Genomic DNA, 25796 nt, shown 5'->3' on the forward strand with positions numbered 1-25796 from the left:
AATATACAGGATGTGTATATGTGCGTCAAATTATTTGCCCTGACAGCGGACACGGCATTAAACAGCGGCTATATTAAAAGTGAGCAGACCCCGAATGTTTTCAACCGGCATTCTTTGGATAAAAAATGAACACGATGCTTATAGGAAAAAGTGTCCCAAAAGGAGTGTTTTTTATGTGGATGGATATCATGGTACCGATTGACCGCCCAGGTTTTTTACCGGGCTTCCAGGCTGTTTCACCAGAACCATATATGTTTGACCGGCAGGACCGGTTTACAAGCTATCGACACGAGGATTTACCTTATACACTTATGAAAGATGACCATCACCAATGGTATCTTGCCGTACGCTGGGAATGTGAATCGTTGACCGAGGTGAAATATGCACGTCAGGTTCACCGCCCTTCCTATGTGGACAAGCAAACAACATTAAAATTAGTCGATTACATGAACGAAACAGGCTTCAGCGCCAGGATGGCCGACTTCGACAAAGCGTTTGTTCATACAACGGTTTTTGCCGACAGGCTGGAGAAAGTACCGGCAGACCGTCAGCTGCGAATAGCCAATGCGGACGGAGAAGATGATCCCGCAGTTATTCGGAACCTGCACTTTATCGATAACCTATACAAGAGCAGGCGGACACGCTTTCTGTCTGGATTTGAAACGTACTCAATCGCTACCATTACCGAAAACCGCTTCTACCTCGAGCAGGTGCACCTGCCCGCATCAGCTTCTCTTTATTTGCAGTATTTTGTTTATTACCATCAATACGGACATGTTCCTTCTAAACAAATGATGGCCAAGATGCTCGAAAATTTATGGGCCTCTACCCAAGCGATGAACACAGGATGGAATCCAGCACTTTTCACAGCAGAAACCATCCCGGAAAATTGAACCATCTGCCGGACGGCTACAGGGCGCCTGCTTTCTCACGCTGGTGAGTAAAGTCAATACGGCACCCGCCTTTTGTTTGATTGCCCTCAACGATAAGTGAATGCAGCCGATGCTCGGCGGTAAACACAATAGTGCCTTCTTCGTTCTTTGTAAACGTCCGGCTCCAGATAGGAGATGTTCGATCCTGCCACTCGAGGTGCAGTTCTCCTTCTTCGACCTTCACTTCATAGGCAAGCGTGACTGTACTCCCTTTGCTGAAGTAGAAGGAATATTCATCAACACCATGAAACCTTTTATAAGAAATCCGCAGGTGTTCAAAGCTCTGCTTATACACATAGCGGATTTTCGTTACAGCCCTTACTCTCAGCCTGCCTGTTTTCCAAAGAAAAAAGCTAATGAGCCCGATGACTACGAACGGTGCGGCCTCACTGACATAAGTGATAAAATGATTTGGCATATACGTTATTTCTCCTTCAGGGATCCTATGTATTTTTTACTATTATGCTAAATGCAGTTTAAAATTTGATACAATAAAAAGGAGCGGCAAGCGCTCCTTTTTACTCTACCTGGCTTTCAAGAAACGGCTTAATGTCATCATCCAAAATCGCCGTATCCCATGGATGCCAGTAGTAGGTTATTCCATCATATTGCACGCTGTATTGATATGCAACCGCCTCGCCGGTATACAGTACGATATGATACGAGACACCTTCTTCTTGCGTATTTGGTGTAAAGGAATCAACCGGTTCGCTCGTCGTTAACAGTTTTAATAAATGCTTTAAATCTGAACCGGAGATACTTCTTCCCTGTTTTTGTCCATCCGGGAAAACTTCAGCCCGGATTACCTTTTCAATTGGCACATTATCAAAATGCCACCTATAGCCGCCCGCTTTTGTTGAGTAATAGAGCTTGTATCCATTCTTCGCTTGTTTATCCCTTACAGCCAGCAGACCCGGATGTTCTTTAACGGCATAAAGCCCTGTTCCTTTTCCATAAAAAGCGGCATCGCCATCCTTTGGTTTATAGGATGGCTCGGTAATATGGCCCGCTACCGTAAAGGTGACCTGTCCAACTTTTTCGCCAACTGCATTTTTGTCTGCCAAAATTCCGGTATGAATGCCGTGATACTCCACTCCATTCCATTTAACAAAATCAACCCAATCAATGGCATCTGCCTGGCCTTCTTCCGGATCACCGGAACGACAGCCTACAAGCAAAACAGCTAACAGAATCAAAAAAGCGTAGTGTCTCAACAAATCCCTCCTGCCTTGTGAATGGCTTTGCCTCGCTGCTCTTTATAGTATTCGATGCAGGCTGGAAGATCCCTCCGTGCAGAAAGAACGATTGGAAAAATGGAGTATTATTGTTTGAAATATCCTTTGGACGGGCATGCTGATTTTTACCTGTCATAAAAAGAAAGGAGCAAAAAAATGAATGAAGCAATCCGCTTGGTTCTGTCCATGGAATGGCTCACTGAACAAAATATCGTGCGTGTGGTCTCTTATAGCTTTTTCTTTGTAACGATCGCTGTGTTTCTCTGGCAGCTGTTCCGCTCCATTGCAGCAATTAAAACGGCAAGAGTGCAAAAAAAGATCGGATTTCGAACCATCGTACAGTGCCTGGGCGCGTTTTATTTGCTTGTTGTAACCCTCCTTGCCGCCGGGATTAATGGGCTTTCGGGTATTTTCTGGGTACATTCATTTATCGGCTTTTCCCTTACCTGTATTTTTTTTATGGACAGGGCTTCCAAAAAAGGCGTGCAGCCGGCGAAATTAAAACGGCGTTCCATGAAAAAAGCCAATTCTCATTAAAAAAAGAGAATTGGCTTTTTTGTTTATATAAAAAGATTATCTTGATTTTACTTTAATGATTGCTTCTCCATATTGGTCCATAGACTGGCGGAAGCTGTTTACTGCTGCAGCGATTGCCTGTACGTATTTTCCAAAACCTGCTTTTTCTTTTAATACCATTGCTGTATCGATCATATATTTAGTCATTTTATTATCTCCCCTCATCGCTCGTATCTTGCCTTTATTATCCTACACGCCCTCAAAATTGAAAAACCTAAAGAAAACGGAAACATTGGCTATGTAAGCGTGCATCATCGCCTTTTTTCTAACTCTTGCTTTCATTTTCTTTGTTTTTCTTCTTTTTTAAAATAAAAAAGCGCCGGTATTATTCCGGCACTTTGTTCATTCGTTTATAAACAATTACATAATTGACAGCCATAATAATCAGCACATAGACGCCGTACAGCCCAAACGAAAACCATTTGTTTTCCGCAAAGCTTGCACCAGCAAATGACAGCAGAAGAATATTCGGCAGCTTTCCAATTGCTGAAGCGAGTAAAAACACAAATCCGTTAACACGGCTTAATCCGCAGACAATATTTACAACAGGAGATGGAACAACCGGCACTAAGCGCACAAGCAGAATCGCCAGAAACGCATTTTTGTGCAGCTTGTCTTCATAGTCCTTCACCTGTGGATACCGGTCAAGTTTTGCCTGTGCCCATTCTTTAAAACCGTACCGGGCAATGTAGAAAAACAGCATCGTTCCAATCATTGAACCGCTGAGTGTAACAAGTACGCCTTCTGCCGTGCCGAAAATACCACCAATGAGTCCGGCCAGCACCGGAAACGGCACAATCGGAACAAACACACAGATCGCCACGAGCAGCATGCTGACTAAAACAGCATATGTGCCTCCTTCATTTACAATAGCAAGCAGCCCTTCTTTTTGTGTAATGCCAAGCAGCAGAATGCCGGCCAGAACGGCAATGCTGACGATTCTTTTGATCATACTGCACCTCTTCTTTCCTCACGTTGCTGTGTTTAGTTTACCATAGATAGCCTGCGTAAGGCTCGTTTAAGAGGATAAAATAGATTGAAGGGATTTGTCTAATGTTGGAAATAAAAAGGTATAGCCTGCACGCTCCAGCCGCTCTGGAAGTACCCACCGGCTTTTAAGCACGAGCTCGGTTTCTGTCCGGATTACTTTAGCGCCAAGCTCGAGCAGCCATTCGGGCGTAGGAAGGCCAAACCCCACATTTGCCGCTCTGCGCAGGGCTGCCATTAATTCATCATTTTGAACGGGGTTAGGCGCCGCACAGTTAAATACTCCGTTTAACTCAGGCCGTTCATTTAAAAACATGATAATTCCAAACAAATCCTCGAGATGAATCCAGCTGAACCACTGCCGGCCGCTTCCTTGAGGACCTCCAAGACCATATTTCACCAAGTTCCGGTAAGGCGTCATAACGCCACCCCCTGGTCCAAACACAATGGCGATGCGCAGGGCAGTTTGCCGCGTTTTCGTCAGATCAAATGAAAAAAACGCTTCTTCCCAGCTCCTGGCAACATCAACTGAAAATCCTGATCCAATCTCTCCTGCTTCTCCCGTCATTGGCCTGTCTTCTGCATGCCGGTAAATGGTAGCTGTGCTTGAATTAATCCACATCTTCGGCGGATGTTCACATGCCTGCACGGCTTCACCAAGCCGGTTCGTCGTACTTGTCCTAGAAAGCATAATAGCTCGTTTATTTGTTTCATTATACCGGCAGTTGACCGATTTTCCCGCTAAATTTACAAGCAGCTCCGCCCCGTCCAGTGCTTCGATCATACGGTCCTTGTTTTCCCAAGAAATGTGAGGCTCCTGCCGAGAAATAATGTGTACTGTATAGCCAAGCTCCTTACATCGTTCCTCCATGTACCGGCCAATAAATCCCGTTCCGCCTGCTAACACAACTTTTTTCATGTTAAAACCCCGCTCTTTGAAAGATTGGTTTTTCTGAAACGCGCTTCGCTGATTCTTCTTTACTTTAGCATAATAAGGGAATATTTTCCGAAAAAAAATACTCCAACAACTGCTGGAGCAGGCGGGCTCGCAAAGAATAAAGGCTGCTCTTTTTCATTCTTCTTACATCATAAGAAAAATGACGGCGAGCAGCAGGACTAAAAGAATGCTCCCAGTCACTAGCAGTACTTTCCGCTGGTAATCTACATAAGGCTTAACATCATAATCAATGCCGTAATACGCAAAAACCTCTCCATTCTCATCCAAATATGGTTTAACGACTGTAAGCCAGGTTCCATAATCATCTGAATAAGGCTTGGATATGATAGTGGTTTTCTTTTTTTTCATTTCTTCTATTACATTTGCAATATTGGCCGGCTGTGTGTAAAAATCTCCCGTTTCTAAACCGTTTTTCTCCGCTGCATTGGCTAAGTCCGTTGATGCTGCTACGAAGCGGGTATCAGTACCATTTTTCAATTCTGCACCAAATATATATCCGTGTGTCAGCTGCGGCTCACACCGAGACAGCCGGTTAAAATGCTCTTCAAGCTTCCGGGCTGCTTTACCATCTCTGCTTTTACTTTGAATAACCTTCTTTATTTCTTCTTTTGTTATCCCTTTTGACCATGCCTCCGCCGTCCTTCTCGCATCCGGGGCAATACGGCTGATTACTTCCTTTGTGTCCGCATACCTGACTGCTCCAACAGCAATAACAACTGCGATGGCCATTATGAGACAAACAAACAAGATCCATTTTGTTTTTGCAGATAAGGCTCCCACCAATGACCACGCTCTCTTTTGATTCGATTATAAATGATGCTTTCCCCTTTAAGAAAGCCGCGGCTCCAACAATGAATGCCAGGCTTAAAATACGCACTTTTTTACAAATAGATTTATAGGTTAATTGTCACAGTTTCACTTTTCTTATCATAGTATGAACTTAAACAGATAGCAAACCCCATAATTATCCATAATATAACAAATATTTTCAAACTGTTTTTTATAGGAACTTAAACAGTCAGCCATTATAAACCGAATTCTATTTTGTCGCTTTTTAGAACTGTATATCCTTATACAACGAAAACTGGCTGATATAGCAGAAAAAAAGAGATTCAATTCAAAAGAAGTCTTGCTTTTTTGAATGGATTCGACAAAAATTGAGGTAAGCAGCATCTCCTTTATTTGGTACTTAAAAACAGCTTTTTTGCATAATTATTCACAAACCTTCCCTACCATTGTTCTGAACCGCCGAAAAACTACTTTTCTGATATAACATTTCCAAACAGTAGATTTTCTTCGTTTAACTTTTTATATTATTCCTTTTATTGTAAATGAACAACTGTAAAAAAAGCCTGTTTGCTCCTATAAGCAAGGCAGGCTGTTCACTCCGTCACGCAAAATAAAACAAAAAAACCGCCGGAACTGAGCCCAGCGGTGCAATCTATTGCTGCTTCTCCTGCCGGCGGCGAAGCGTTATCGTTTCTCGAGACAGATAAGCTTAAGAAAACACAATTTTTTCTTCCACTTCTTTTAATAAATGAATCGTCGCTTCCACATTCACAGTTCCATCTTCATTTGTTTGCAAATAATCGTTTTTTACCATAATCGTCATCGTTTTTCCATTTTGGGGACGGCCTGGTTTTTCAAAGGAGAGATCTTTCACTGCTGGCTGCTCCAGCAGACGCGCAAAAGTCTTCATACGTGCCTCCCGCTGGCGGAGCGGATCTGGCTCTGCTAGTTTGATACATAAACGACTTTGTTCAAGCTGGAAATAACACGCATGGTTTCTGTTTTTTGCCCACCAGAACCCTTCAAATCCACCGGCCATATTGGCCACATAACTCCAATTTCCATTTTGAAGCTCACGTTGAAGCAGCCGGTAAAATCCCTGCCATGAGGAGGAGGTCCAAGCTGAAACCGGAAGCCACCGGTATGATTGATACCCTGCTTCGATTTCCTCCAGTCGTTTTAAATAATCAAGGAAAATGTGATTTGTAATACCCGCTCTCTTGCCTTCGTTCAGCACATCGATCATGTCTTCCCGCAAAAATGGCGCATAACCCGCTTTTTCGCACGACCGATAATGACTCTGGCTTGCTGGCTTATAGTAAATCGGCAGCGGCTTTCGGTGAGGATACACTTTTTGAACCGCTTTCAAATAACAGGCCAGCTGATCGGAATGATCGCTTGTATTCGTTTTCTCTTCAATTAAAACAGCTGCATGATCATTTACTAGCAGTAACACATCCAGTCCTTGAAGCTGCTGAATCATTCCAATGGACCTTACTTCTGGAAGTACTTCTCCATGCTTTTTAAACATCCGCTCCAAAAACAACAGCGCACATTTATGTAAAAATTCATCTGCTGTTTTCCCATATGGTGCCGCCCACTGTGCAAACCAGCACAAAAACGCATCTTGTGACAGCTCACCTGTCGCAAATTGGAATAAGCTTTTTGGCTCATCCGCTTTTTCCGCATAAGCATCGATCCAGGCGGCCACATTTTCTCCCCTGTATTCGTTCCAATAGCCAGACTTTAAAATAGCCTCGTAATGCATCGCGGCATACAGTTTATTTTCATTCTTTATATATACGCGGCCTTGATCATGTGAGTAGAGAAGCAGCAGGGCATCTCCCCGGTCTGCGATGACTTGTGGATAAGCTGTTCTATCCGCCGTCTGCTTTGCATATCCGAGGTCTAGGCATGTTCTTTTTTCCATTTCTCTCCTCCTTTTTCATTCTATTGTATCATGAATATGATCATAAAAAATATTCATAAAAGCTCCTGATAACCACCATACTGTACGATTCATCTTTGTTTAAATATACATTTCCTATAAAAGTAAGCGCCTTAATCGACGGTTTCTACATAGAAAAAAGGAGAACAGGCGTGATGTTCTCCTTTTCTAATAGATTCCTTGTCTCCTGGAAGCTGCTTTCACTTAAAGTGCCTGCTTAAACACCTGCACACGATTTCGGCCATTTCGTTTAGCCGTATAAAGCGCTTGATCCGCTTCACGCATCAGTTCCTGTACCGGAGAATCGGGACTGCCTGCTTGGATCCGCGTATGGGACAGGCCAAAACTCGATGTTACACTGAGCGTTTCTTCTCCGAGCTGGATGACCGTTTCTGCGATAGCTGTACGGATGGACTCTGCCCGCTCGCGTGCTTCTGGTAAAGAAGCGTGGGGAAGGAAAATAATAAATTCCTCTCCGCCATAACGGCCGAATAAATCGTTTGTCTGCATGTTCTTCCCAACCCGGTGTGCAATACTTGTGAGCACACGGTCTCCTGCTTCATGGCCGAATGTATCATTCACCCGCTTAAAATGGTCAATATCAAACATAATTATCGAAACGACGCCTTCTTCTTTTTGAAGCTGCCTGCAGGCTGCTTCTGCCTGCCCTAAAAAGAAAGTCCGGTTTAATATACCGGTCAAGCCGTCCAGGCGAGCCAGTTTCTGCAATTGTTTTTCCATTTGCACCCGCTCGGTTACGTTGATAAACATGACGATTTTGCCAATCTTCTCCCCCTTTTTATCTTTTAAAGGGGTAAAACGGACTTGGAAATGAAGCGTTTCTTCGGGTTGATCGAGCTTATAATCACATTCCTCCCCCTGGCACAGAATGGAGGCCAGCTGCTCGTTTGCCGAAATCACTTCTCTCAACGGCCGGCCAATCGTGTGAACGGTCAAAGCAGGCAGAACGGTTTTCATTGCCTGGTTGTAATCTACGACAATATCATTTTCATTTAAAACGACTACCCCTTCTTCCAGTCCTTCAAAAACCGTTTCACGGGCGATAGGCACTACATCAAACATTTGAAAGCGCAAAAGCGCTGCTCCTTGAAATAAAAAAGCAAGACACATAGACACCGGACCGAGATCGATTCCCCTGCTCCAGCCGCTTATATAAAAAATACTTGAAACTGGCGGAACCAAAAGGCCCGCTACCATTAATAAAATTTGCATTCGAAAACGAAAAGTTACTTTTCTCAGCTGCCAAAGCAGAATGCATACACTTGCTGCCATGCAGAAATAAAGAAACACAGATTGAACAAAAAACCACAATCCTCCTTCAAGGTTTGCCAGCGGGTAGGCCGTACCGGTGCGCAAACCGACGGAGGAGTAATAAAGGTGATGAAAAGAATTTGTCCAATGCAGAATAAGCGTTACAGCCGGAATGCCAAGCAGGGGAATATACATCCACCTTTTGACGTTTCGCCCGGTATAATCAAGGCACATAAGCAAAATCACCGCTGGCAGAAAAGAGATCGCCACATATTCAACGGCGACCCATAACAAAATATCCTTCAATGATTGAGACATCAGCTCAAACGCATAAGTTACCGCAAAAAAAGCAGCCAGAAAGGCAGCCACGCAAAAGTACTTTCCACCGGGTGCATGTTTAATTTTTATAAAAGCGTAGATTCCTAAAAAAGAACTCACGGAGGCACCTGCGATCAACACTAGGATATAAATCAGTATGTAGTGCGGCATATCTTTCTCCTCACTTAGTAAAAAAGCATGACATTCTTTATTACTATATCATCTCCACCTTACTTTGGACGAATGCTTTTATATATTTCTTAGTTGAAGCATGAGCCTTCCGTAATTTACCATGCATTCGATATGAAGAAAATACAAAAAGAAGCAGAGGTTATCTGCTTCTTTTTATATTTTTTTATGAGACAAAAAAAGACGCCTTTTTTTCAAAACCGGTATAATGGCCATGATAAATACGGCGGCCCAGCCAATCAGTAAACCGCCGCTTATGAGCATAATAGCATTCGGATAAAGAACAGAATGACCCAGAGTCGTCTGCCATCCAATCAGGATAATCAATAACAGCCAGGCAGTGCCGCCTGCATGAAGAAAGTACCGTCGGCTCTTCTCAGACATGGATTGATTTCTTTCAACCAGCAGGGCCAAAATCGGCATCATCTGCAGGCCATGAAAGCCAAGGCCGTGAAACCAAATGATATTTCCTTCTAGTCCGGTGTAGCGGCTTTGAAGGGCAATCATCCAGAGACCTCCGGCAAATGAAAGCATCGTTGTTGCCATGCCATACCGAATACCAATCGTTAGAAGCGGCCGGTCCTTTAAAAGGCGCGAGCGGAAAAATGGCCAGGCAAGCACAACGTAATAAACAATCATCAAAACGGCTATCAATCCAAATACACCGCCGACAATCGAATCAGCAGTCCCGCCGGCCTGACTGTACCGAGGAGAGAAACCGCGCATATGCTGAACCGTTTCGGCTCCATAGCTGTAAAAGCACACACGAGATAGGACCAGCAAAAAATCTGCCGCTTACGCCGGCTGAATCCGGCTAAGGGCACTAAAAAAGCGGTTGTAATCAAAAACAAGCCGAGCGCTGCATTAAATGAAAAAGCGCTGAGTAAGTTTCCCTCTGGCGGTACAATGACTCCTTGAACAGCCATCATGACTGCACAAAAAGCAGCCAGCGTAAATCCCAGCAAACCGGCCGCTGTAAGGACCGGCTCTTCTCTCCATACGTTTTTTACAGCGTTCATTTTTCCCGCTCTCCTTCTCACTTTTATTTTGTGACTGTAATTTTCCCGTTGTTTGTCCTCAGCTTAATAAGATTTTTTCCGTCACCGAAACGGGCATTACCGCTGTACTTGTTTAAAATATTAATTTCACCGTTGTCTTTATGCACATCAAATGTCGTATTCGTTGGTTCTTGTTCGGCTTGCACGGTAATGCTGCCATTGTGGCTCTCCAACTGCATCGGCCGGTCTAAATCTTTTGTTAAAACATGAATACGCCCATTGGCGACTTTTCCGTTTATTGTTCCGTCCACATGTTCAAGCAAAATCTCTCCGTTGTCAGCTTTCACTTTTACTTCGTTGGATGCTGTGTTTTTTACATTTACTTTCCCATTGTTCAGTTGAACATTTACCTTACGGGCACTTAATTGTCCAAGCTCTACCTGGCCGTTATGATTTGCAATATCAATGGAGTCGTACGTTTTTTTTGGAAGGTAGACATGCAGTGTCAGATCCGTTAACACAAAATCGGCCGTGAATAATTTATTTTGTTTTTCATTCACCTTGACCACCAAGGTATCCCCCTCCGCTTCTACCTGGAAGGTTAAAGTATCATTCGGTTTCCGCTTTCCGGCGAGTTCCACCCGCACAGCTGTTTCCTTAGTTGGCAGGACTTCTACCTCTGCATTATTTGTTTCAAGCTTCACCGCTTTGATAGGCGGCCCGCTGATTGTTCTTTCTTCTGCTACCTCAACAGGAGTATTGGCCTGACTGAATGTCAGCGCACTTCCGGCACCGCCGACAAGCAGTAAAATAAGCCCTGCGACCGACAATTTTTTAATCATGCTGCAGCCCGCCTTTCACAAGTGATGCATTCCATTTTAAGTAGCGCAGAAATCCTTTTAAGGTTGCTTTGGTCGCAAAGAACATACCAATAAGGATAAACAGCCCTATACCGCAAAGAGCAATAGAAAGAAACAGGTCAAACCATTCAAATGTGCCCATGTTGATGACCGCATTAACAAGAACTAAAAGCGGAGAAGCGACAAACGCACTGCCAGCGGCCCACCCGCCTGCCAAAACTCCGATAAGCCCCGCCAGTGGCCCAAGTACAATAACCAAATTGAAAAAGCCCAGTCCGATAACCGCCCAGACAGCCCGCATTATATTGCCGGCCGTGGCAGATGTTTTTGCCTTCTCTACCTGATACGATGCGGCCAGTTCTTTGCCGATCTGGCGCGGTGAACCAAGTGAAGAAGCAATAGCCTCTTCCGTCTTTCCTTCTTCAAGCCCAATGGAAAAATACTCCTCATAATCCTGCAGAATCTCGCGTCGCTCAGCTGAAGAAATAGCTTCCAGCGACGAATCAAGCTCACGCAAAAATTGCTGTTTATTCATCATTCCCACCCTCTTTAATTAATTGGTTAACTCCTCTTGAAAATTCATTCCATTCTGCAATCAGCTCGCGCAGATAGGTTCGTCCTTTGTCCGTTAACGCGTAATACTTGCGTGATGGACCTTCGGATGATTCCTGCAAATAGGTCGTAAAGTATTCTTCTTTTGTCAGGCGGCGCAGCAGCGGATAAACGGAGCCTTCTGAAATCTCAATCTGGTCCGAAATCTTTTGCACCAGCTCATAGCCGTACCGGTCTTTTTTATTTAAAAGTGCCAGTACGCATAATTCCAAAACCCCTTTTTTAAATTGTACATTCAAACGTTATTCACCTCTCTTCACTACTGTATAATAAACAGTACCAGTTTATACTTGATACACTGTAAATATATAGTAACACCCACTACTAATTATTACAAGGTACTGAATTTTATTTCCACTTGTTCTGCTGCCATTTGTGATGCTTCACCAAAACAAGTGAAGCTATGCATGACATAACTATGCTTTTAAACATAAAAAGCCTGAGGGTCGTTACATTCCTCAAGCTTTCATTTATTATTTTTCCTGCAGAAGCATTACCTCATGCATTTTTTACACAGCGGGTTTTGAAAGCAAACTTTGCATAGATCGCCCAAGATCATTCGCTGAACGTCATGAAATCTTTCTCCTGAACAGTGATGGACCGTTTTTTTAAAGCAAGGGTCGCTCGATATCACATAAAATTCATCACGAATCCAGTTTACGCAGCAGTTATGCCTGCCTAAACAATTCCAGCCGTGGTCATGTGAACAACCGCAGTGACACTCGTTCCTGCTGAAGCCCGAACACATCTCTTTTCCTCCTTTCAATGAATCTATTAACAAGATATGCAGGCGTCTGCAAAGCTGAAGCGGCTGTTATCAGGCAGCATCATTCGTTTTTACCAACTAAAGTAAAAGAGCATCTATTTGTATATAAAAAAGCCCGCAGAATGGGGGTCAGTCCCTGGCTCTGCGGGCTTTTTATTACAATCTTATTCCTCGGCTGTTTCTTTTCCGTACTGGTACTGAGTTGGGTCAACCGGCTCCATGCCTTCTATATCATGGAAGCGCAGTAAATCACCATACAATACTTGATCAGAGAAAGACAGCTGATCAGCTACTTTCTTTTTAGCCGCCTGCATATCGGCGGTCGGCTCTAATGTTGCACCTGTTTTTGAATCATAGTACGTTCCATCAATCGATGTGTACTTCGGTGATACAAAGTCGCCGTTGCGGAATGCTACTACTTCATCGTGCTCCGGTGAAAGGAGGTCCGTACCGAACTGAATAAATTCTTTATTGTCAATGCCTAAAAGGTGAAGCATCGTCGGCAGGACGTCAATTTCGCCGCCATACTGGTGTTTCACTCCGCCTTCAACGCCTGGCACGTGGATAAACAGCGGTACGCGCTGGAGCTGTGCGTTTTTAAAGTCCGTAATCTCTTCGCCCATAATTTGCGCCATCGCTTTGTTATGGTTTTCGGAGATGCCGTAGTGATCACCGTAAATGAGAATCATGGAGTTATCGTATAAACCAGCTTTTTTCAAGTCTGCAAAAAATGACTGAAGTGCTTCATCCATGTAACGTGCCGTCTGGAAGTACCGGTCTACAGTGCCGTCTCCCGTTGTCGCTGGCTCAATCGATGCATCTCCTTCATCCATAACAAATGGGAAATGGTTAGTCAGCGTCATTAAATGCGCGTAAAACGGCTGCTCCATTGATTGAAGCATTGGAATAGACTCTTCAAAAAACGGCTTGTCTTTCAAACCGTAGTTGATTTTCCGGTCGCCTTCCATGTTGTAATAGCTGGCATCAAAAAACGTGTCTACGCCCATTTGCTTGTAAATTTCATTCCGGTTCCAGAATGTTTTATAGTCACCGTGCAGAACAGCACTTGTATAGCCTGCTTTTTGGTTCAAAATTGCCGGTGCAGCCTGATAGGTGTTGCGGCCTTTGAGAACAAACGCAGATCCCTGCGGCAGGCCGAACAGCGAAGTATCCATCATCAATTCAGCGTCAGCGGTTTTCCCCTGGCCGGTTTGATGAAAGAAGTTATCAAAATACATATACTCGTTGTTGTGCGCCAGTGAATTTAAGAACGGTGTGACTTCCTGGCCGTTTAACTTGTAATCAATCAAAAATGTTTGAAACGACTCAAGGTGAATTTTAATCACATTCATCCCTTTTGCTTTCCCGAAATACTCTTCATTTGGCGCTGCATAATGAGACTTTGTGTAGTTTTCCACATTTGTTAAGTCGTCACTGCTCGCAAAAGCGCTTTGCTTCTCGTTTTTCACAGTTTGAATTGCATCATATACCGTGTAATTGTATGCGCCTAAATATTTGATTAAATAGTTGCGGTCAAACGCTCTAGACAGAAGCTGCGGACGGTCTGCTTCCGCAAGACCCAGATTTACCGCAAAAATTACTGCACCGGCTGCCAAAATCGCCAGTACTTTTCTTTTCGGTGTAACCTGAAGCTTCCATTCTTTTCTTTTCATCCAAAGAACCACTGCAAGAATCACTAAATCTGCGAAATAAATGACATCATGCCATTCTGTTAAATCGGCAATGCTTCCGCCCAAATGCCCGGCGTTGCTCGTTTGAAACAGTGTCGGCAGCGTAACAAAGTCATTGAAGAAACGGTAGTATAGGATGTTGCTGTATAAAATCAGCGTCATAATACTACTGAATACAAGAATCCATCTGCCGCTTCGTTTTGAAAACAGGGCGAGCCCTAAAAAGAGAACCGCTGAGCTGAGCGGATTTAAAAATAGAAGAAATGTCTGCATCGCATTGTTGATCCCCAGCTGAAATTCTGTGAGGTAGGCAATGTACGATTTCAGCCAAACCAAAATAACCGCTAAAGCAAAAAAGTGTAACGGCTTTAAAAACAATCGATTCATTTTAATTCCCTTCTTCCAACCTATTCATAATCATCCAAAGTCTTTTTTATAAAATTATCATTTAATGAGAAGCGCATTTATAAAATATACAACATTTTGCTGTTACCGTCGAGTATCTTCTCTATCACGCAAGGATGGAAGAATATAAAACGCTTTGAAAGCAGCCGGTTTTGTTCTTGGTCAGATAACCTGACAGACTCGTTGTCTTTGCGGTGATTCCCAGGCACAATAAGCGGTAAGGAAGGAGCTGTTTTTAATGGACGGACTGTTTGTTTTGCATAATCTGCTCGCTGTGCTGTGGATTATTTTATTCGTGAAAACAAAGCGGGAACACCGTCTGCAGATCACTCATGTCCTGTTTTTAGCGATAGCAGTCGGCATTTTAGTTCATTCATGCTGGACCGTTTTTTATTCAACAGGAATTCAGGATTTCTGAGTACGAATCACCTTGATCAAAATCTTCTTAAGGATAATGTTCAAATTCGGTGCTCCTTTGCCTGATAGGTATTTCTCCATTGTCAAACCAAAGAAGCGGCTCTTTTGAACGGTCCCCATTCTCTTTCTCCTATATCTACATCTCCAAAAAAATCTTCTTTATTCCCTAGTTTCACTACCCGACTGCCGCGGGCGTCTCCGCAAATAATCCGCAATGGTCATCCTCTAAAAAATAAAACAGAGAAGTACCGATTCTTTTGAACCAACTTCGATAGTAATAGATTACGTTATATTCCTTTCCACAAAAGGCAACCACTTTTTACAATGCTTCCTTCCATCCTCTTTTATCTCAGCAGGCATTTCTTATAGAGTCTGGTTCCCTTGCTCTTTTTGAACTATTTTCCAATTAAAGGTGGTAACAAGTGTAAAATAATGTTATTGTAAAAAAGAACCAAATAAATGATTTTTTTACAAAAGGAGAAAAGTCATGAAGAAAGTGTGTGCTGTTTTACTTGCTGCAGGCTTGTTGTTTACCCAGTCCATTTCCGCATCAGCTGCGTTCAAAGACGTCAGCCAGTCGTACTGGGCGAACGAAGAAATTGTTTATTTAACGAACAAAAAAATTATTAGCGGCTTTAAGGATCAATCGTTTCAGCCCAATGCGCCTGTTACTAAAATTCAAGCCATGATTATGACAGCAAGAGCGCTGAATCTGGATTTAACAAACCGCCCGGCTCCAGGATTTAACGACCTGCCCAAATCAAGCAGCGGCTATGCAGAAGCAGCCGCGGTTGTGGACGAAGGATTATTTCCCAAAAGCACATCTTTAAAACCAGCAGAACCGATCACACGCGCCCAGATGGCACGTATGCTGACTGCCGCATTCAAATGGAAAGCATCTGATGCTGTTTCATTTAAAGATGTACCGAAGAGCTTCTGGGGGCATCCTTATATTACTGCGCTTTCCAGCCAAAATATTACGCTCGGTTATCCCGATGGAACCTTTAAGCCGAATCAAGCTCTGACACGCTCGCAATTTTCGGTCTTTCTAGCGCGTGCCCTAAATGACGACTATAAAACATATACCTACACGAATACAGCACTTACATATAAGCTGGAACTGCCTAACTATATGAAAACGCAGGTAACGACAGAAAATAAAAAAGATAAAATCGGTTCATATGGAACGTATTTTTATTACAATAACACGGCTTACCTGGGCCACAAGCCGATACTTGCTATTATTTGGGCCGTACCGGAGTCGAAGCTGCCCCGCTATGAAGGCGCACCTTTCGAACTGCTGAAGAAGCAGGGACCGACGTATTATTTCTATCAGGGACCGAGCGAGCACCCGTATTTGTTTATGGATAATCAAAATCGTGTTGTTGATAAAAGAAACTCAAATGAAGCAAAGGATTATGAGCGGATTCAGTATAAGCTTGCCCATATGATAAAAGGCATCACACCAACAAACTAACGAAACGCAAAGACGGCTCCAAAAGGAAGCCGTCTTTGCGTTTATCTGGACCGCTTTCGTTCATTTGACTTACGCACACGGACAAGCGTTTCAGCCGGCTGCTTGCGGATCCATTTTATATACTTGCTAATTTTTTCATCCTGGCGCAGCCTCTCAATCGAATGGAGACGAACAGCCAGTTCTTTATTAGTGTAAAGTGCATGAATCTGCTTGTGGCACGGCAGGCACAAGTCAGCCGTCGGTCCATACGATCCTCCTTCTTCCCTCGGCGTTAAATGGTGAACGGTCGTTTCAACCGGCGAGCGGCCGCACAACTCGCAAACAGATGATTTCATCCAATATTCCGCCTCCATTTTCTTCTATTGTAACAAATCCGTTTTTACAGCCGGAGTGTAGAGAATCTGGCTATTTAGCTGCCAAACCTGCCCTTTATAAAGGTTTCCATTACTGTATCCTTTTGTCTTTTCTTGCTCTTTGCTACAATGAATAAGGCCATATGGGGAACCTTCGGGCTGAAAACAGTGTTCATCTGGTTCCATGGAGCATGTCGGATTATGCCGGCGCAAGGATTTGTACCTTTTCTTCCATCTTCGCGTACGGCAAAGAAAGGAGGAAAAACATTGAATCGCAAACTGCCGCTTCAAGCCTTAATTGAAGCAGCGATCATAGCTGCTCTTGCCTATATTATTGATGTTCTGCCTGCTATTGAGCCTTTTCCATGGGTAAAGATTTCAATTGCCATGATTCCCGTTCTGCTTTTGTCACTGCGCTGGGGATGGAAAGCAGGAATGGCTTCCGGCTTTGTTTGGGGGCTTTTACAGATTGTACTGGGCACTGCTTACGTTTTAACACCACTTCAAGCATTTATTGAATACTTTATTGCGTTTTCATTTATTGGTCTTGCCGGGCTGTTCGCCGGCCGTAATATTACGGCAAAATCCATTGTCATGGCTGTGTTCGTCGGCTGCCTGGCCCGTTACTTCTGGCATTTCCTTGCTGGATGGGTGTATTTTGGAGAGGCTGCACCGAAAGACATGCCGGCTGCCCTTTACTCTCTGGCTATCAATGGCAGCGCCGCCCTTCTCACATTTCTAGTATGCACCATTGTTCTTGTATTTCTTTTAAAAACCGCACCTCGGCTCTTTAAAGTATAATTTTGCGGCCGGTTTTTAATATAAAAAAGGACGGTTCCTTTGAGAAGATGGTTTTTAAAAAAGGACGGCTTTCCGCAGAAGCACTGCCGTTCGGCATTTTTGGCATAAAAAAAAGCTGCTCAATCGCAGCCGTCTTCTTTACAATCCTTCCAATAGTCCAGCAGCGGCCCTCTTTCGCCAAAAACGGGATCCGTTTCGGCTGCTGGCACTTGTTCAATTTCGCTAAGAGACTGTGCCCGGGAACCTGTATCACGCTTTTTTAAATTAGGGCTTTGCCCATTCGGGTACGCACCGACTACAGAAAAATCCGGACTTTGGCTGAGCCGCTTATGGCCCGTCCCAGCGGGAAGTACGATCACGTCGCCCGTTTGAATCTCCAGCCGTTCTCCCTGCTCCCCGCCGATCTGTACAACCGCGTCTCCAGACTTTACTCCAAGCACTTCATGTGTATTGGTATGGTAATGATGATAATCGAAAATACCATTCACCCAGCTGTTCGTCCAGCCATGCCGGTTAAATGCCGGCTCTATCTCGCTTGGTGTATCCGTAAATACCTGCTTATAAACGATGACCGGGAACCTCCCATTATTCGGGATTTCACCATCATCTTTACATTGAAAGGTCTGTATATCCGGTTTCATATACATCCGCTCCTTTTCGCATAACGGTTCTTTCGTTATACCCTTCTTTGGAACGTCAACTCACGATTTAAGAAAAAGACGGCTGCACAACACGAATAGGATCTTGTCCAATGCATTTTTTTCCTTCACCAAAGCAAAGCTTCGTTTGGAAATAATAACGGCTTTCACTTAATTGCTCTGGCAGCTGAAACGAAAACGGAATACGCTTGGACGCATTCGGCGGAATATGCTCTGACATAAAAATCATAATCGCATCTCCAGCGGGGGCCTCATCGCTTCCTGTCAGTAAATCACACTCAAGCCGGCTTAATTTCTGTTCAAACAAACCGCCTTTTATGACAAATGAACCCGTCACTTTTTCGCCGGGCATAAATTCATTTTTATCCAGCAACAAGTCGATATGCGGTGAACCGATGCGGCCTTTTACCTGGTTCATTAACTTAGTCAACATACCTCGCTGTTCCCTCCATTGCTCGTAAATAAAGATTGGCGCAAACGCCTGATAAACACGTACTATACGCCGGTTTTGCCCATTTGTAAAGGGGTATGGAAAAATTTATATTGTTAAAAAACTGTAAACGTTTTATTAAGGAATAAAAACACAAAAATACTTCATAAACCAGTATTTTTCCCACATAAAAAAGAACGGCCAGCTCCAAGCTAAACGTAAATAGAGAAAGGAGTGGACAGGATGGAAAAACCGCAAAATACAGGCCAGCGCATTCAGGAAACAACAGATGCTTTAATGAAGCAAGGAGTTCCGCCGCGTGCTGCTGCTTTCGCTGCTTCCATGGGATTTTTACGTGAACTGCAAAGATCAAAAAGCGGCAAATGAGAACGAGCTGACAAATATAGTCTTCACCGGCAGTACCGTTTATTCCTGCAGCAGAACTAAAACAAATGCTTCTTAGGCAAGATTCACCATTCAATGCTATATTGCTGCTCCGTCGGAATGTGCTCCCTGCATAAAAAACGGGCGGAAGCCTTCCGGCGGTGTCTTGATCTACTTCCCACATGTAGTATTGCCTATTGGCACCGCTTCTAAAACCGGTATGCCCGCCAGGCTCCTATACTTTGCTCTCATAATAAAAAAGCCGAGAGAAGCCTCCCCGATTTTTCTTACTCACCTGTTTGCGCAAAGCGGCTGATACGTTCACCAATTTCATCACGTACCCGCTGAAAAAAGCCCGCTTTTCTTCTTCAGTTTCTTCTGCCTTGGCCGGATCGTTAAATCCCAATGAACACGTTTACTGTGAGGAGGCGTTACCGGGCAGTAATCCGCCTCTCTTGTCTGCTGCAGCTGCCTTCATCTGATTTTACAAATAAAAACGCACTATTAATCTTGTAATCATCCCAAAAAGACCGCTCGTTATTCTAATTAAAGCTAAAAACAGCTTTAACACCGTTGGCCTGCTACAAACGGTGTTAGATACTGATTATAAATAAACACATGCCAGCCCGCCAAGTTGAATGTGAGCTGGCGCGGCACTTTCTTCCCGTTTTTAAAGCTTGTTCCTGCAAGCTTTGCACAAACTGGTTTATTTTCTCTCATAATAGGATAAAGCATGACTATTCATAAAGCATATAACGGCAGGGAATTCGATGCTTTCACGCCTGGAGACTTTGACAAAGTCTTTTATTATGCATGTTTCCGGAAGATTCTTGCTTCTGCGTATACAGCGCATTTCGAGCAGACACTTCGCTTTCGATTGTGCTGATTCACTTGAAACAGTGGCTCTCCTTTTGTTTTACATAAAGCACATTTTGACTTCCCCAGCCGGTTTACCACATGATACGTAATCGATTGTAAGTATGTAAGGTTGCTCGTTTTCACAATAATCATCCTCCTTTATTTAACTATTTCGCTAGAATACAAGATTTACCTGTAAAAATCGTTCATCAAATGCCGACAAAAAGCGCATTCCAAAAAGGCCGCGCTCCTTTTTCTGTCTTTTTTTGTCTTCTTGCAGCCATTCAAAACAGGCGGCAGCTGCCATTGCTGCCCATCGCAAGAAAGATTCTTAAACGTGCAGGAGCCTTCTTAAAAAATAGGCAAAGTTATTTCATATAATAACTTGCGATAATGGGCATACTATATTTAAGAAGCCTTTAAAAAGCAGCCCAAGCGGGAGCGTGCCGGCCTGTTCGGGTGTACGCCGCTGCCATAAGCGACTCAAAGAAGGCACTAAAGATTCCGATTATTTTTTCCACCTCCATCGCCTCGTTCGAAAAGATGCGAATCAAACGCAGTTTTATCTGTTTTGCCAAGTATTATCTTAAGCATTCTTATGGTAAAAGATGAATTTCTTTATAAAGACTATATAATGAGTTTAATTCTTAATAAAGAACAGAAGGGGGTTTGTCGGCAATGAGACAGTGTGTAGATGATACATTTTTTGTACATGATTTAAAGAACGAATTAAAACCTATTTTATCCAGCCGCCGGGAGATCGTTTTTGTGTGCATAGGCACGGACCGGTCGGCCGGTGACAGCTATGGTCCTTTCGTTGGTTTTAAATTAAAACAAACCTTTTTCCTCCGTAAATACACGCATGTTTCTGTGTATGGTTGCCTCGATCACCCAGTTCATGCTAAAAATTTAGCCGAAACGGTTGAACAGATCCGACAGCAGCATGCAAATCCGCTTATTATCGCGATTGACGCCTGCCTTGGGGCCGCTGCTAATATCGGCACCGTCAGCTTAGAACAAGGGGCCTTAAAACCTGGCGCCGGTGTTCAAAAAGACCTGCCTCCAATCGGTGATTATCATATTTCCGGGATTGTTAATGTCGGCGGGTTTCTTCCGATTCAGGTACTTCAAGGCACACGCCTTTCACTTGTTTATAAAATGGCCAATAAAACGGCTGATTTTATTACGCGGGCACTTGTAGAACTAGAGTATGAGAAGAAACGGACAACGGTTGCTGACCACGAAAAAAGGTGCGTATAATACGCACCTTTTTACCTGAAACGCTGAATTTCATCCGGGTCGTCCTCTTTTCGGTCTGTTAAAATCCCCATCTGCTCAATATGCTGTTTTGCTGCTTGGTCTCCCAACAAATAAATCAGAGAATAAAGAACCCTTTGTGAAGCGTCGTAACGGTCGTTTTGCGGATCATGATGATATTCTAAATAAGGAATATGCGCACGAACAAACGCCTCCACATCGGCTCCATATTTATCATCCATTACCGCTTTTAACACATCGGCTTCTTTTGGGGTCGCATGAATAACAAAGCTTGGGCTGTCTATCGGCTCGGGCAGGATACTTTCACTGTTTAAATCCACATAGTATATCTGCTTTTCCTGTTCCACCTTGATCATCTCCCTCGTTTTTTATCCTGTACCCCCTGCTCCTAAACACAAACGAAAAAAGGACAGCGTTTGCACTTAAGCCGCCGCTCATTTACATGATTTTATTATCCCAGTTCTCCTCCAGCAGCTTTTTTAGCCAGATTACGTTTTCCTGTCCAATCTTTTCTGCAATCTCTTCTTCTACTTGCTGCTTCACCTCCATGATCTCCCTGCAAAAAGCGCTGCCTTTGTCCGTGAGTACCAGCACTTTGTCACGCTCATTTTTTTGTATCATTTTGTCATCAATATAGTTTTTTTCAATCAGTCCTTTAGCACATCGATGAACGGCCTGGCGTGAAATATTCATTTTTCTTGCAGCACCAGCGATGGTTTCCGGCTGCTGCTCAAGCAGGCTGAGCAAGTGGGACTCTGCCAGTGTCACATCTTCCCTGCCTGACTGTTGCCACAGCATTCGAACCTTTTGGCGGAGCAGCAAGTGTTTGTCACTTAGCAAATCCGGTAAATAGCTCTTTTTTTGCATAATCGACCTTCCTTTTCTAATGGTCTTTTTTTTAACAATAAAGAGGCTTTTACTTTATGTCAACACCGTTGACAATAAGAAAACGAGCCGATATAATGAATCGTCAACAGTGTTGACAATATAAAAAAGGAGTTTAAGTAATGGGACAAACAAAAAAGGAAAAATTTACGTTTACCATATTGATGTGTGCAGGCATGGTCATTTTTATGAGTATGTATAACCTTCTACTGCTCGAAGGCTTTTCTTCACACTTTTTTGGGCACTTGATTGCTGGATTGATTCCCGGATTTGTCGTGGCTCTTTTGCTGGATGTATTCGTAGCGGGTCCTGCTGCACGGTTTCTTTTGAACAAGATCACAACTGAGCAAACAAAACCAATCCATAAAATTTTATGCATGTCCTGCTTCATGATTTTCTTTATGGTTTTATTTATGTCTCTATATGGTGTTATGGTGAATGTAGGCATTACACCTGCTTTTCCCCAGCTCTATGCAGATACACTTTGGAAAAATGCTCTGTTTGCTCTTCCTCTGCAGCTGCTTGTAGTCGGTCCTATTGTTAGAGCCATTTTTTTGAAACTATATGCCGAAAAAGGTACGTTAGCTTAATCTGCTGTGTTTTTTCTGTTCTTTTTTAATGTTTTACTGCCTGTAAAGAGGGGACGTCAAAAGAAACACGTTCTTTTAACAGGAGGCATACATATGAAAAAAAACATTTTCATCACGGGTGCAGGAACAGGGCTCGGACGCGGAGCTGCGATCGGCTTGGCTCAATCCGGCCAGCGCGTGATTGCGGCCACTGAAATTACCGCCCAAAAAACAGACCTGCTTCGGGAAGTTCAGGAGCAGGGCCTTGATATCGATGTAATTAAACTTGATATTACCAATCCGCGTGATACTGCCCAGATTGCGGACTATGATTTTGACATTTTCGTTGCCAATGCGGCGATTAACGAAGGCGGGCCGCTTGCCGAAGTTCCAATGGACCGCTTTCGGGCACTGTTTGAGGTAAATGTTTTTGCGACGCTCGAAACCGTTCAGATCGCAGCCCGCCAGCTGGTCCAGCGCGGCAAGGGCAAAATTGTGTTTATGAGCTCGATGGCCGGTATTTCAGCCACACCCTATGTAGGTCCTTACACCGCGATCAAGCATGCGATTGAAGGGATTGCCCAAACGCTGCAGGCGGAATTGAAGGAATTCGGCGTGCAGGTAGCGACGATCAACCCCGGGGCGTACGCAACCGGCTTTAATGACCGAAGCGCTGAAGAAAAATGGAAATGGTTCAATGATGAAACGCATTTTACCCGGAAAGAAGATATGAAACGGCAGGAAGAAGCCCTGAAGAACCAGTTCGACCCGGCGGATATGATTGCCAAGATGGTAGAAATTATACCGGCGGACCATCATAAATTCCGTACTGTCCACCCGAAGGAAACAGAAGACCAGCTAAAGAAAACCGAACAAGAACGCTGGGAAATGGACATTTAATGAGTCAAAAAAGCGGATGCTTTTCCGCTTCTTTTTTGTGAAATTTTTTCTTAAAGGGAAAGGGTTGTTTTTTCCTCGTCTGGACGGGTAACATAAACATATCCATTATGGAAACAAAGGAGTGCGTAACAATGGTCATTAAACAAAGTCAAGGTATTCAGCTGCACGATTTTAATAACCTGACAAAATCGCTCAGCTTTAATATGTACGATATTTGCTGGACAAAAACAAAAGAAGAACGAAAAGCGTACATTGAATATATCGATGAACAATACAACGCAGACCGGCTGACAGAAATTTTAAAAAAGGTAACCGATATTATCGGCGCTCACGTGTTAAACATTGCCAAGCAGGATTATATCCCGCAGGGTGCAAGCGTGACGATGCTCATTTCAGAAGGACCGGTTCATCCAGATTCGCGCGGGCAATCACAGGAAGAGTCACCAGGTCCCCTGCCTGACACGGTCGTCATGGCACTTGATAAAAGCCATATTACCGTTCATACGTATCCAGAGTATCATCCAAATGAAGGAATCTCCACATTCCGGGCCGATATTGATGTTTCCACCTGCGGCGAAATTTCCCCGCTGAAAGCACTTAACTACCTTATTCATTCATTTGATACAGACATTATGACAATGGATTACCGCGTGCGCGGCTTTACGCGTGATATTAACGGCAATAAGCTGTTTATTGATCATGATATCAATTCCATTCAAAACTACATTCCGAAGGATGTAAAAGATCTGTATCATATGATTGATGTGAATATTTATCAGGAAAATATTTTCCATACAAAGTGTAAACTGCGCCAATTTGACCTCGATAACTATTTGTTCGGTCATACGAAAAACGATTTAGACAAAGATGAAATTAAAAATATTACCGAAAAGCTCCATCATGAAATGGATGAAATTTTTTACGGAAAAAATATCGTCCGCAATGCAGATATTGAATCTGAATAAAATAGCCCGGTCCTGCGGGCTGCGAGCAAAAACAAAGTAAGAAAGCAGGCGTTTGCTCGCAGCCTGAGCCCTCCTTGATAAAGGAGGGCTTTTTTAAGTGTTACCGTTTCATCCGTTTAAAGTACCGGTAAACGCGATCGAGCTTTTTTTCCTGATTCCCGTTTTTCTTTTCCATATTGCCGAACTCAAAAAAGGTTACCCGTTTAATGCCGACAAAGCCAAACAGGGCCCTTTTCATCAATACTTGGTGCGCATTATTGAGCCAGAACCGGGGATAATGTGCCGGCCCTTTCATCGTCGATATACAAACCGTCGATTTTCCTGCCAGAAGCCCTTCCGGGAAAAGTCCAGGCCCGTCACGATATGCAAAGTTTGCTGCAAACATTTGATCAATAAAGCCAAGCAGCATGGCCGGCGGCCTTCCCCACCAGATGGGGTAAACAAACACAAGCTTATCCGCCCAGGTGATCAGCTCTCTGTAGGAAGCCAGGTCCGGATCCTTATGCATATTCCGGCGCCGCTTCGTTTCATTAAATAGTAAAGCTGGTTGAAAGTTTTCTTTGTACAAGTCGATCACTTTCGCTTCATGCACTTGATCATTTTCACTGCAGCCGTCGATCACCTTTTGTAAAAAAGCGCCATTTAAGCTTTTATGGTGAGGATACGTATAAATCACCAATACATTCAAAGCGCTGCCCCCTTACTTATCATTTGATAACTAAATCATATAAGGAGATTAAATAGTTGTCAATTGATAATTGTTTTTTGATAATCAATTTGGTATCGTACCGATATGAGGTGAAAACAATGACCCGTGATACATTATTCGAGCACTTTGTTTCTTTTATTGCCTCAGTCCACCGCGTTCAGCACAACCTGACAAAAGATGCACGGCCTGATGGGCTGACAGCTCTTCAGTACAGCATCCTCGAGCATATTGCCGTCAGCCGCCAGCCTCTTACACCGAGCGATATCAGCTCATGTTTTCATATCTCCATGCCGAATACGAGCCGTGAACTCAAAAAGCTCACTGAGCAAGGGCTGGTTGAACGAAAAGAAAGTGAGGAAGACCGCAGAAAGCAGTTCATTCACTTATCAGCGGACGGACGAGCCATGATGGATGAAGTGTTTAAGCAAATTCATACACGATTTTTGGAACGAGTTGGAGACGTATCAAACGACCAAGTGGATACGATCGCGCATGCGCTTGATGTTCTTCAGAAACATGTTTTTTATGAATAAAAACTTTTTTGCCAGACCTGCCGCTGTGAAGGGCTGCATCAT

The 25796-nt window shown here is 43.6% G+C and carries 32 protein-coding genes and 1 pseudogene; 11 read left to right on the forward strand and 22 right to left on the reverse strand.

Features of this window, described 5'->3' with window-relative positions; translation table 11 throughout:
- Nucleotides 1-173: 173 nt before the first annotated feature.
- Nucleotides 174-893 (forward strand): hypothetical protein, encoded by a 720-nt coding sequence (locus M3221_RS05340; RefSeq protein WP_251270481.1) that lies wholly within the window; start codon nucleotides 174-176, stop codon nucleotides 891-893.
- 16 nt (nucleotides 894-909) lie between these two features.
- Here M3221_RS05340 and M3221_RS05345 read toward each other — a convergent pair whose 3' ends face one another.
- Together M3221_RS05345 and M3221_RS05350 are read right to left on the reverse strand one after the other, a co-directional pair.
- Nucleotides 910-1350, reverse strand: a complete 441-nt coding sequence (locus M3221_RS05345; RefSeq protein WP_251270482.1) for a hypothetical protein — start codon at nucleotides 1348-1350, stop codon at nucleotides 910-912.
- Between the two features lie 100 nt (nucleotides 1351-1450).
- Nucleotides 1451-2146 carry a hypothetical protein gene (locus M3221_RS05350; protein WP_251270483.1) on the reverse strand — a complete coding sequence of 232 codons (696 nt, stop codon included), beginning with the start codon at nucleotides 2144-2146 and terminating at the stop codon, nucleotides 1451-1453.
- Nucleotides 2147-2323: 177 nt separating this feature from the next.
- Between M3221_RS05350 and M3221_RS05355 the strand changes: the two genes are divergently transcribed.
- On the forward strand, nucleotides 2324-2704 hold the full coding sequence (locus M3221_RS05355) for a hypothetical protein (protein WP_251270484.1): 381 nt from the start codon (nucleotides 2324-2326) through the stop codon (nucleotides 2702-2704).
- 36 nt (nucleotides 2705-2740) lie between these two features.
- On the opposite strand, the gene M3221_RS05360 is transcribed toward M3221_RS05355, so the two are convergent.
- From M3221_RS05360 to ltaS, 12 genes are all read right to left on the reverse strand, one after another.
- Entirely contained in the window at nucleotides 2741-2890 is a 150-nt protein-coding gene (locus M3221_RS05360; RefSeq protein ID WP_251270485.1) for a hypothetical protein, read from the reverse strand.
- 178 nt (nucleotides 2891-3068) lie between these two features.
- Nucleotides 3069-3695, reverse strand: coding sequence for a TVP38/TMEM64 family protein (locus tag M3221_RS05365; protein ID WP_242232303.1), 627 nt, complete (start codon nucleotides 3693-3695; stop codon nucleotides 3069-3071).
- A gap of 66 nt (nucleotides 3696-3761) precedes the next feature.
- Nucleotides 3762-4649, reverse strand: coding sequence for a TIGR01777 family oxidoreductase (locus M3221_RS05370; protein ID WP_251270486.1), 888 nt, complete (start codon nucleotides 4647-4649; stop codon nucleotides 3762-3764).
- Between the two features lie 162 nt (nucleotides 4650-4811).
- The gene (locus M3221_RS05375) at nucleotides 4812-5468 is read right to left on the reverse strand and encodes a hypothetical protein (RefSeq protein WP_251270487.1); all 657 of its coding nucleotides are present in this window, start codon (nucleotides 5466-5468) and stop codon (nucleotides 4812-4814) included.
- Between the two features lie 718 nt (nucleotides 5469-6186).
- Complete coding sequence (locus tag M3221_RS05380; RefSeq protein ID WP_251270488.1) at nucleotides 6187-7407, reverse strand: hypothetical protein; 1221 nt, start codon at nucleotides 7405-7407, stop codon at nucleotides 6187-6189.
- Between the two features lie 222 nt (nucleotides 7408-7629).
- Nucleotides 7630-9186, reverse strand: a complete 1557-nt coding sequence (locus M3221_RS05385; RefSeq protein ID WP_251270489.1) for a histidine kinase N-terminal 7TM domain-containing diguanylate cyclase — start codon at nucleotides 9184-9186, stop codon at nucleotides 7630-7632.
- 174 nt (nucleotides 9187-9360) lie between these two features.
- Entirely contained in the window at nucleotides 9361-9930 is a 570-nt protein-coding gene (locus M3221_RS05390) for a hypothetical protein (RefSeq protein ID WP_251270490.1), read from the reverse strand.
- A complete protein-coding gene (locus M3221_RS05395; protein WP_251270491.1) occupies nucleotides 9855-10223 on the reverse strand; it encodes a hypothetical protein in 369 nt (122 codons plus the stop codon). The genes M3221_RS05390 and M3221_RS05395 overlap by 76 nt, the downstream gene beginning before the upstream one ends.
- A 23-nt stretch (nucleotides 10224-10246) precedes the next feature.
- Nucleotides 10247-11044, reverse strand: a complete 798-nt coding sequence (locus M3221_RS05400) for a DUF4097 family beta strand repeat-containing protein (protein WP_251270492.1) — start codon at nucleotides 11042-11044, stop codon at nucleotides 10247-10249.
- Complete coding sequence (locus tag M3221_RS05405) at nucleotides 11037-11597, reverse strand: HAAS signaling domain-containing protein (RefSeq protein ID WP_251270629.1); 561 nt, start codon at nucleotides 11595-11597, stop codon at nucleotides 11037-11039. Before M3221_RS05405 ends, M3221_RS05400 begins: the two co-directional genes overlap by 8 nt.
- Nucleotides 11590-11913, reverse strand: coding sequence for a PadR family transcriptional regulator (locus M3221_RS05410; RefSeq protein WP_251270493.1), 324 nt, complete (start codon nucleotides 11911-11913; stop codon nucleotides 11590-11592). Before M3221_RS05410 ends, M3221_RS05405 begins: the two co-directional genes overlap by 8 nt.
- A gap of 691 nt (nucleotides 11914-12604) precedes the next feature.
- Nucleotides 12605-14518, reverse strand: coding sequence for a lipoteichoic acid synthase (gene ltaS, locus M3221_RS05415; protein WP_251270494.1), 1914 nt, complete (start codon nucleotides 14516-14518; stop codon nucleotides 12605-12607).
- A 256-nt stretch (nucleotides 14519-14774) separates the two neighbouring features.
- On the opposite strand from ltaS, the gene M3221_RS05420 reads away from it, so the two are divergent.
- Both M3221_RS05420 and M3221_RS05425 read left to right on the forward strand, forming a co-directional pair.
- Nucleotides 14775-14954, forward strand: a complete 180-nt coding sequence (locus M3221_RS05420; protein WP_251270495.1) for a hypothetical protein — start codon at nucleotides 14775-14777, stop codon at nucleotides 14952-14954.
- Between the two features lie 486 nt (nucleotides 14955-15440).
- Nucleotides 15441-16430: an S-layer homology domain-containing protein gene (locus M3221_RS05425; RefSeq protein WP_251270496.1), complete on the forward strand. Its 990-nt coding sequence runs from the start codon at nucleotides 15441-15443 to the stop codon at nucleotides 16428-16430.
- Between the two features lie 41 nt (nucleotides 16431-16471).
- Here the strand turns inward: M3221_RS05425 and M3221_RS05430 are convergent, their stop codons facing one another.
- The gene (locus M3221_RS05430; protein WP_251270497.1) at nucleotides 16472-16765 is read right to left on the reverse strand and encodes an HNH endonuclease; all 294 of its coding nucleotides are present in this window, start codon (nucleotides 16763-16765) and stop codon (nucleotides 16472-16474) included.
- Nucleotides 16766-17050: 285 nt separating this feature from the next.
- On the opposite strand from M3221_RS05430, the gene thiT reads away from it, so the two are divergent.
- Entirely contained in the window at nucleotides 17051-17584 is a 534-nt protein-coding gene (thiT, locus tag M3221_RS05435) for an energy-coupled thiamine transporter ThiT (RefSeq protein WP_251270498.1), read from the forward strand.
- Nucleotides 17585-17703: 119 nt separating this feature from the next.
- Here thiT and M3221_RS05440 read toward each other — a convergent pair whose 3' ends face one another.
- A complete protein-coding gene (locus M3221_RS05440) occupies nucleotides 17704-18225 on the reverse strand; it encodes a cupin domain-containing protein (RefSeq protein ID WP_251270499.1) in 522 nt (173 codons plus the stop codon).
- Nucleotides 18226-18292: 67 nt separating this feature from the next.
- Nucleotides 18293-18676, reverse strand: a complete 384-nt coding sequence (locus M3221_RS05445; RefSeq protein ID WP_251270500.1) for a sporulation protein — start codon at nucleotides 18674-18676, stop codon at nucleotides 18293-18295.
- A 240-nt stretch (nucleotides 18677-18916) separates the two neighbouring features.
- Between M3221_RS05445 and M3221_RS05450 the strand changes: the two genes are divergently transcribed.
- Nucleotides 18917-19060 (forward strand): hypothetical protein, encoded by a 144-nt coding sequence (locus M3221_RS05450; protein ID WP_251270501.1) that lies wholly within the window; start codon nucleotides 18917-18919, stop codon nucleotides 19058-19060.
- Nucleotides 19061-19344: 284 nt separating this feature from the next.
- Here the strand turns inward: M3221_RS05450 and M3221_RS05455 are convergent.
- A pseudogene (locus tag M3221_RS05455) lies at nucleotides 19345-19507 on the reverse strand (low molecular weight phosphatase family protein); the annotation flags it as partial.
- A 357-nt stretch (nucleotides 19508-19864) separates the two neighbouring features.
- Nucleotides 19865-20059 (reverse strand): hypothetical protein, encoded by a 195-nt coding sequence (locus M3221_RS05460; protein WP_242232322.1) that lies wholly within the window; start codon nucleotides 20057-20059, stop codon nucleotides 19865-19867.
- 534 nt (nucleotides 20060-20593) lie between these two features.
- Here M3221_RS05460 and yyaC point away from each other — a divergent pair.
- Nucleotides 20594-21175: a spore protease YyaC gene (gene yyaC, locus M3221_RS05465; protein ID WP_251270502.1), complete on the forward strand. Its 582-nt coding sequence runs from the start codon at nucleotides 20594-20596 to the stop codon at nucleotides 21173-21175.
- An 11-nt stretch (nucleotides 21176-21186) separates the two neighbouring features.
- On the opposite strand, the gene M3221_RS05470 is transcribed toward yyaC, so the two are convergent.
- Nucleotides 21187-21540, reverse strand: a complete 354-nt coding sequence (locus M3221_RS05470) for a hydrolase (protein ID WP_251270503.1) — start codon at nucleotides 21538-21540, stop codon at nucleotides 21187-21189.
- A gap of 91 nt (nucleotides 21541-21631) precedes the next feature.
- Nucleotides 21632-22060, reverse strand: a complete 429-nt coding sequence (locus M3221_RS05475; RefSeq protein WP_251270504.1) for a MarR family winged helix-turn-helix transcriptional regulator — start codon at nucleotides 22058-22060, stop codon at nucleotides 21632-21634.
- Between the two features lie 140 nt (nucleotides 22061-22200).
- Between M3221_RS05475 and M3221_RS05480 the strand changes: the two genes are divergently transcribed.
- The 3 genes from M3221_RS05480 (at nucleotide 22201) to speD (ending at nucleotide 24512) form a co-directional block, all read left to right on the forward strand.
- A complete protein-coding gene (locus tag M3221_RS05480; RefSeq protein ID WP_251270505.1) occupies nucleotides 22201-22668 on the forward strand; it encodes a DUF2798 domain-containing protein in 468 nt (155 codons plus the stop codon).
- Nucleotides 22669-22761: 93 nt separating this feature from the next.
- On the forward strand, nucleotides 22762-23547 hold the full coding sequence (locus M3221_RS05485; protein ID WP_251270506.1) for an SDR family oxidoreductase: 786 nt from the start codon (nucleotides 22762-22764) through the stop codon (nucleotides 23545-23547).
- A 131-nt stretch (nucleotides 23548-23678) separates the two neighbouring features.
- A complete protein-coding gene (gene speD / locus M3221_RS05490; protein WP_251270507.1) occupies nucleotides 23679-24512 on the forward strand; it encodes an adenosylmethionine decarboxylase in 834 nt (277 codons plus the stop codon).
- A gap of 100 nt (nucleotides 24513-24612) precedes the next feature.
- Here speD and M3221_RS05495 read toward each other — a convergent pair whose 3' ends face one another.
- Nucleotides 24613-25200: an NAD(P)H-dependent oxidoreductase gene (locus M3221_RS05495; protein WP_251270508.1), complete on the reverse strand. Its 588-nt coding sequence runs from the start codon at nucleotides 25198-25200 to the stop codon at nucleotides 24613-24615.
- Nucleotides 25201-25319: 119 nt separating this feature from the next.
- Here M3221_RS05495 and M3221_RS05500 point away from each other — a divergent pair, with 119 nt between their 5' ends.
- Entirely contained in the window at nucleotides 25320-25754 is a 435-nt protein-coding gene (locus M3221_RS05500; RefSeq protein WP_251270509.1) for a MarR family winged helix-turn-helix transcriptional regulator, read from the forward strand.
- Nucleotides 25755-25796 lie beyond the last annotated feature (42 nt).

This window comes from Domibacillus indicus (genome assembly GCF_023715895.1).
Lineage (GTDB): Bacteria > Bacillota > Bacilli > Bacillales > Domibacillaceae > Domibacillus > Domibacillus indicus_A.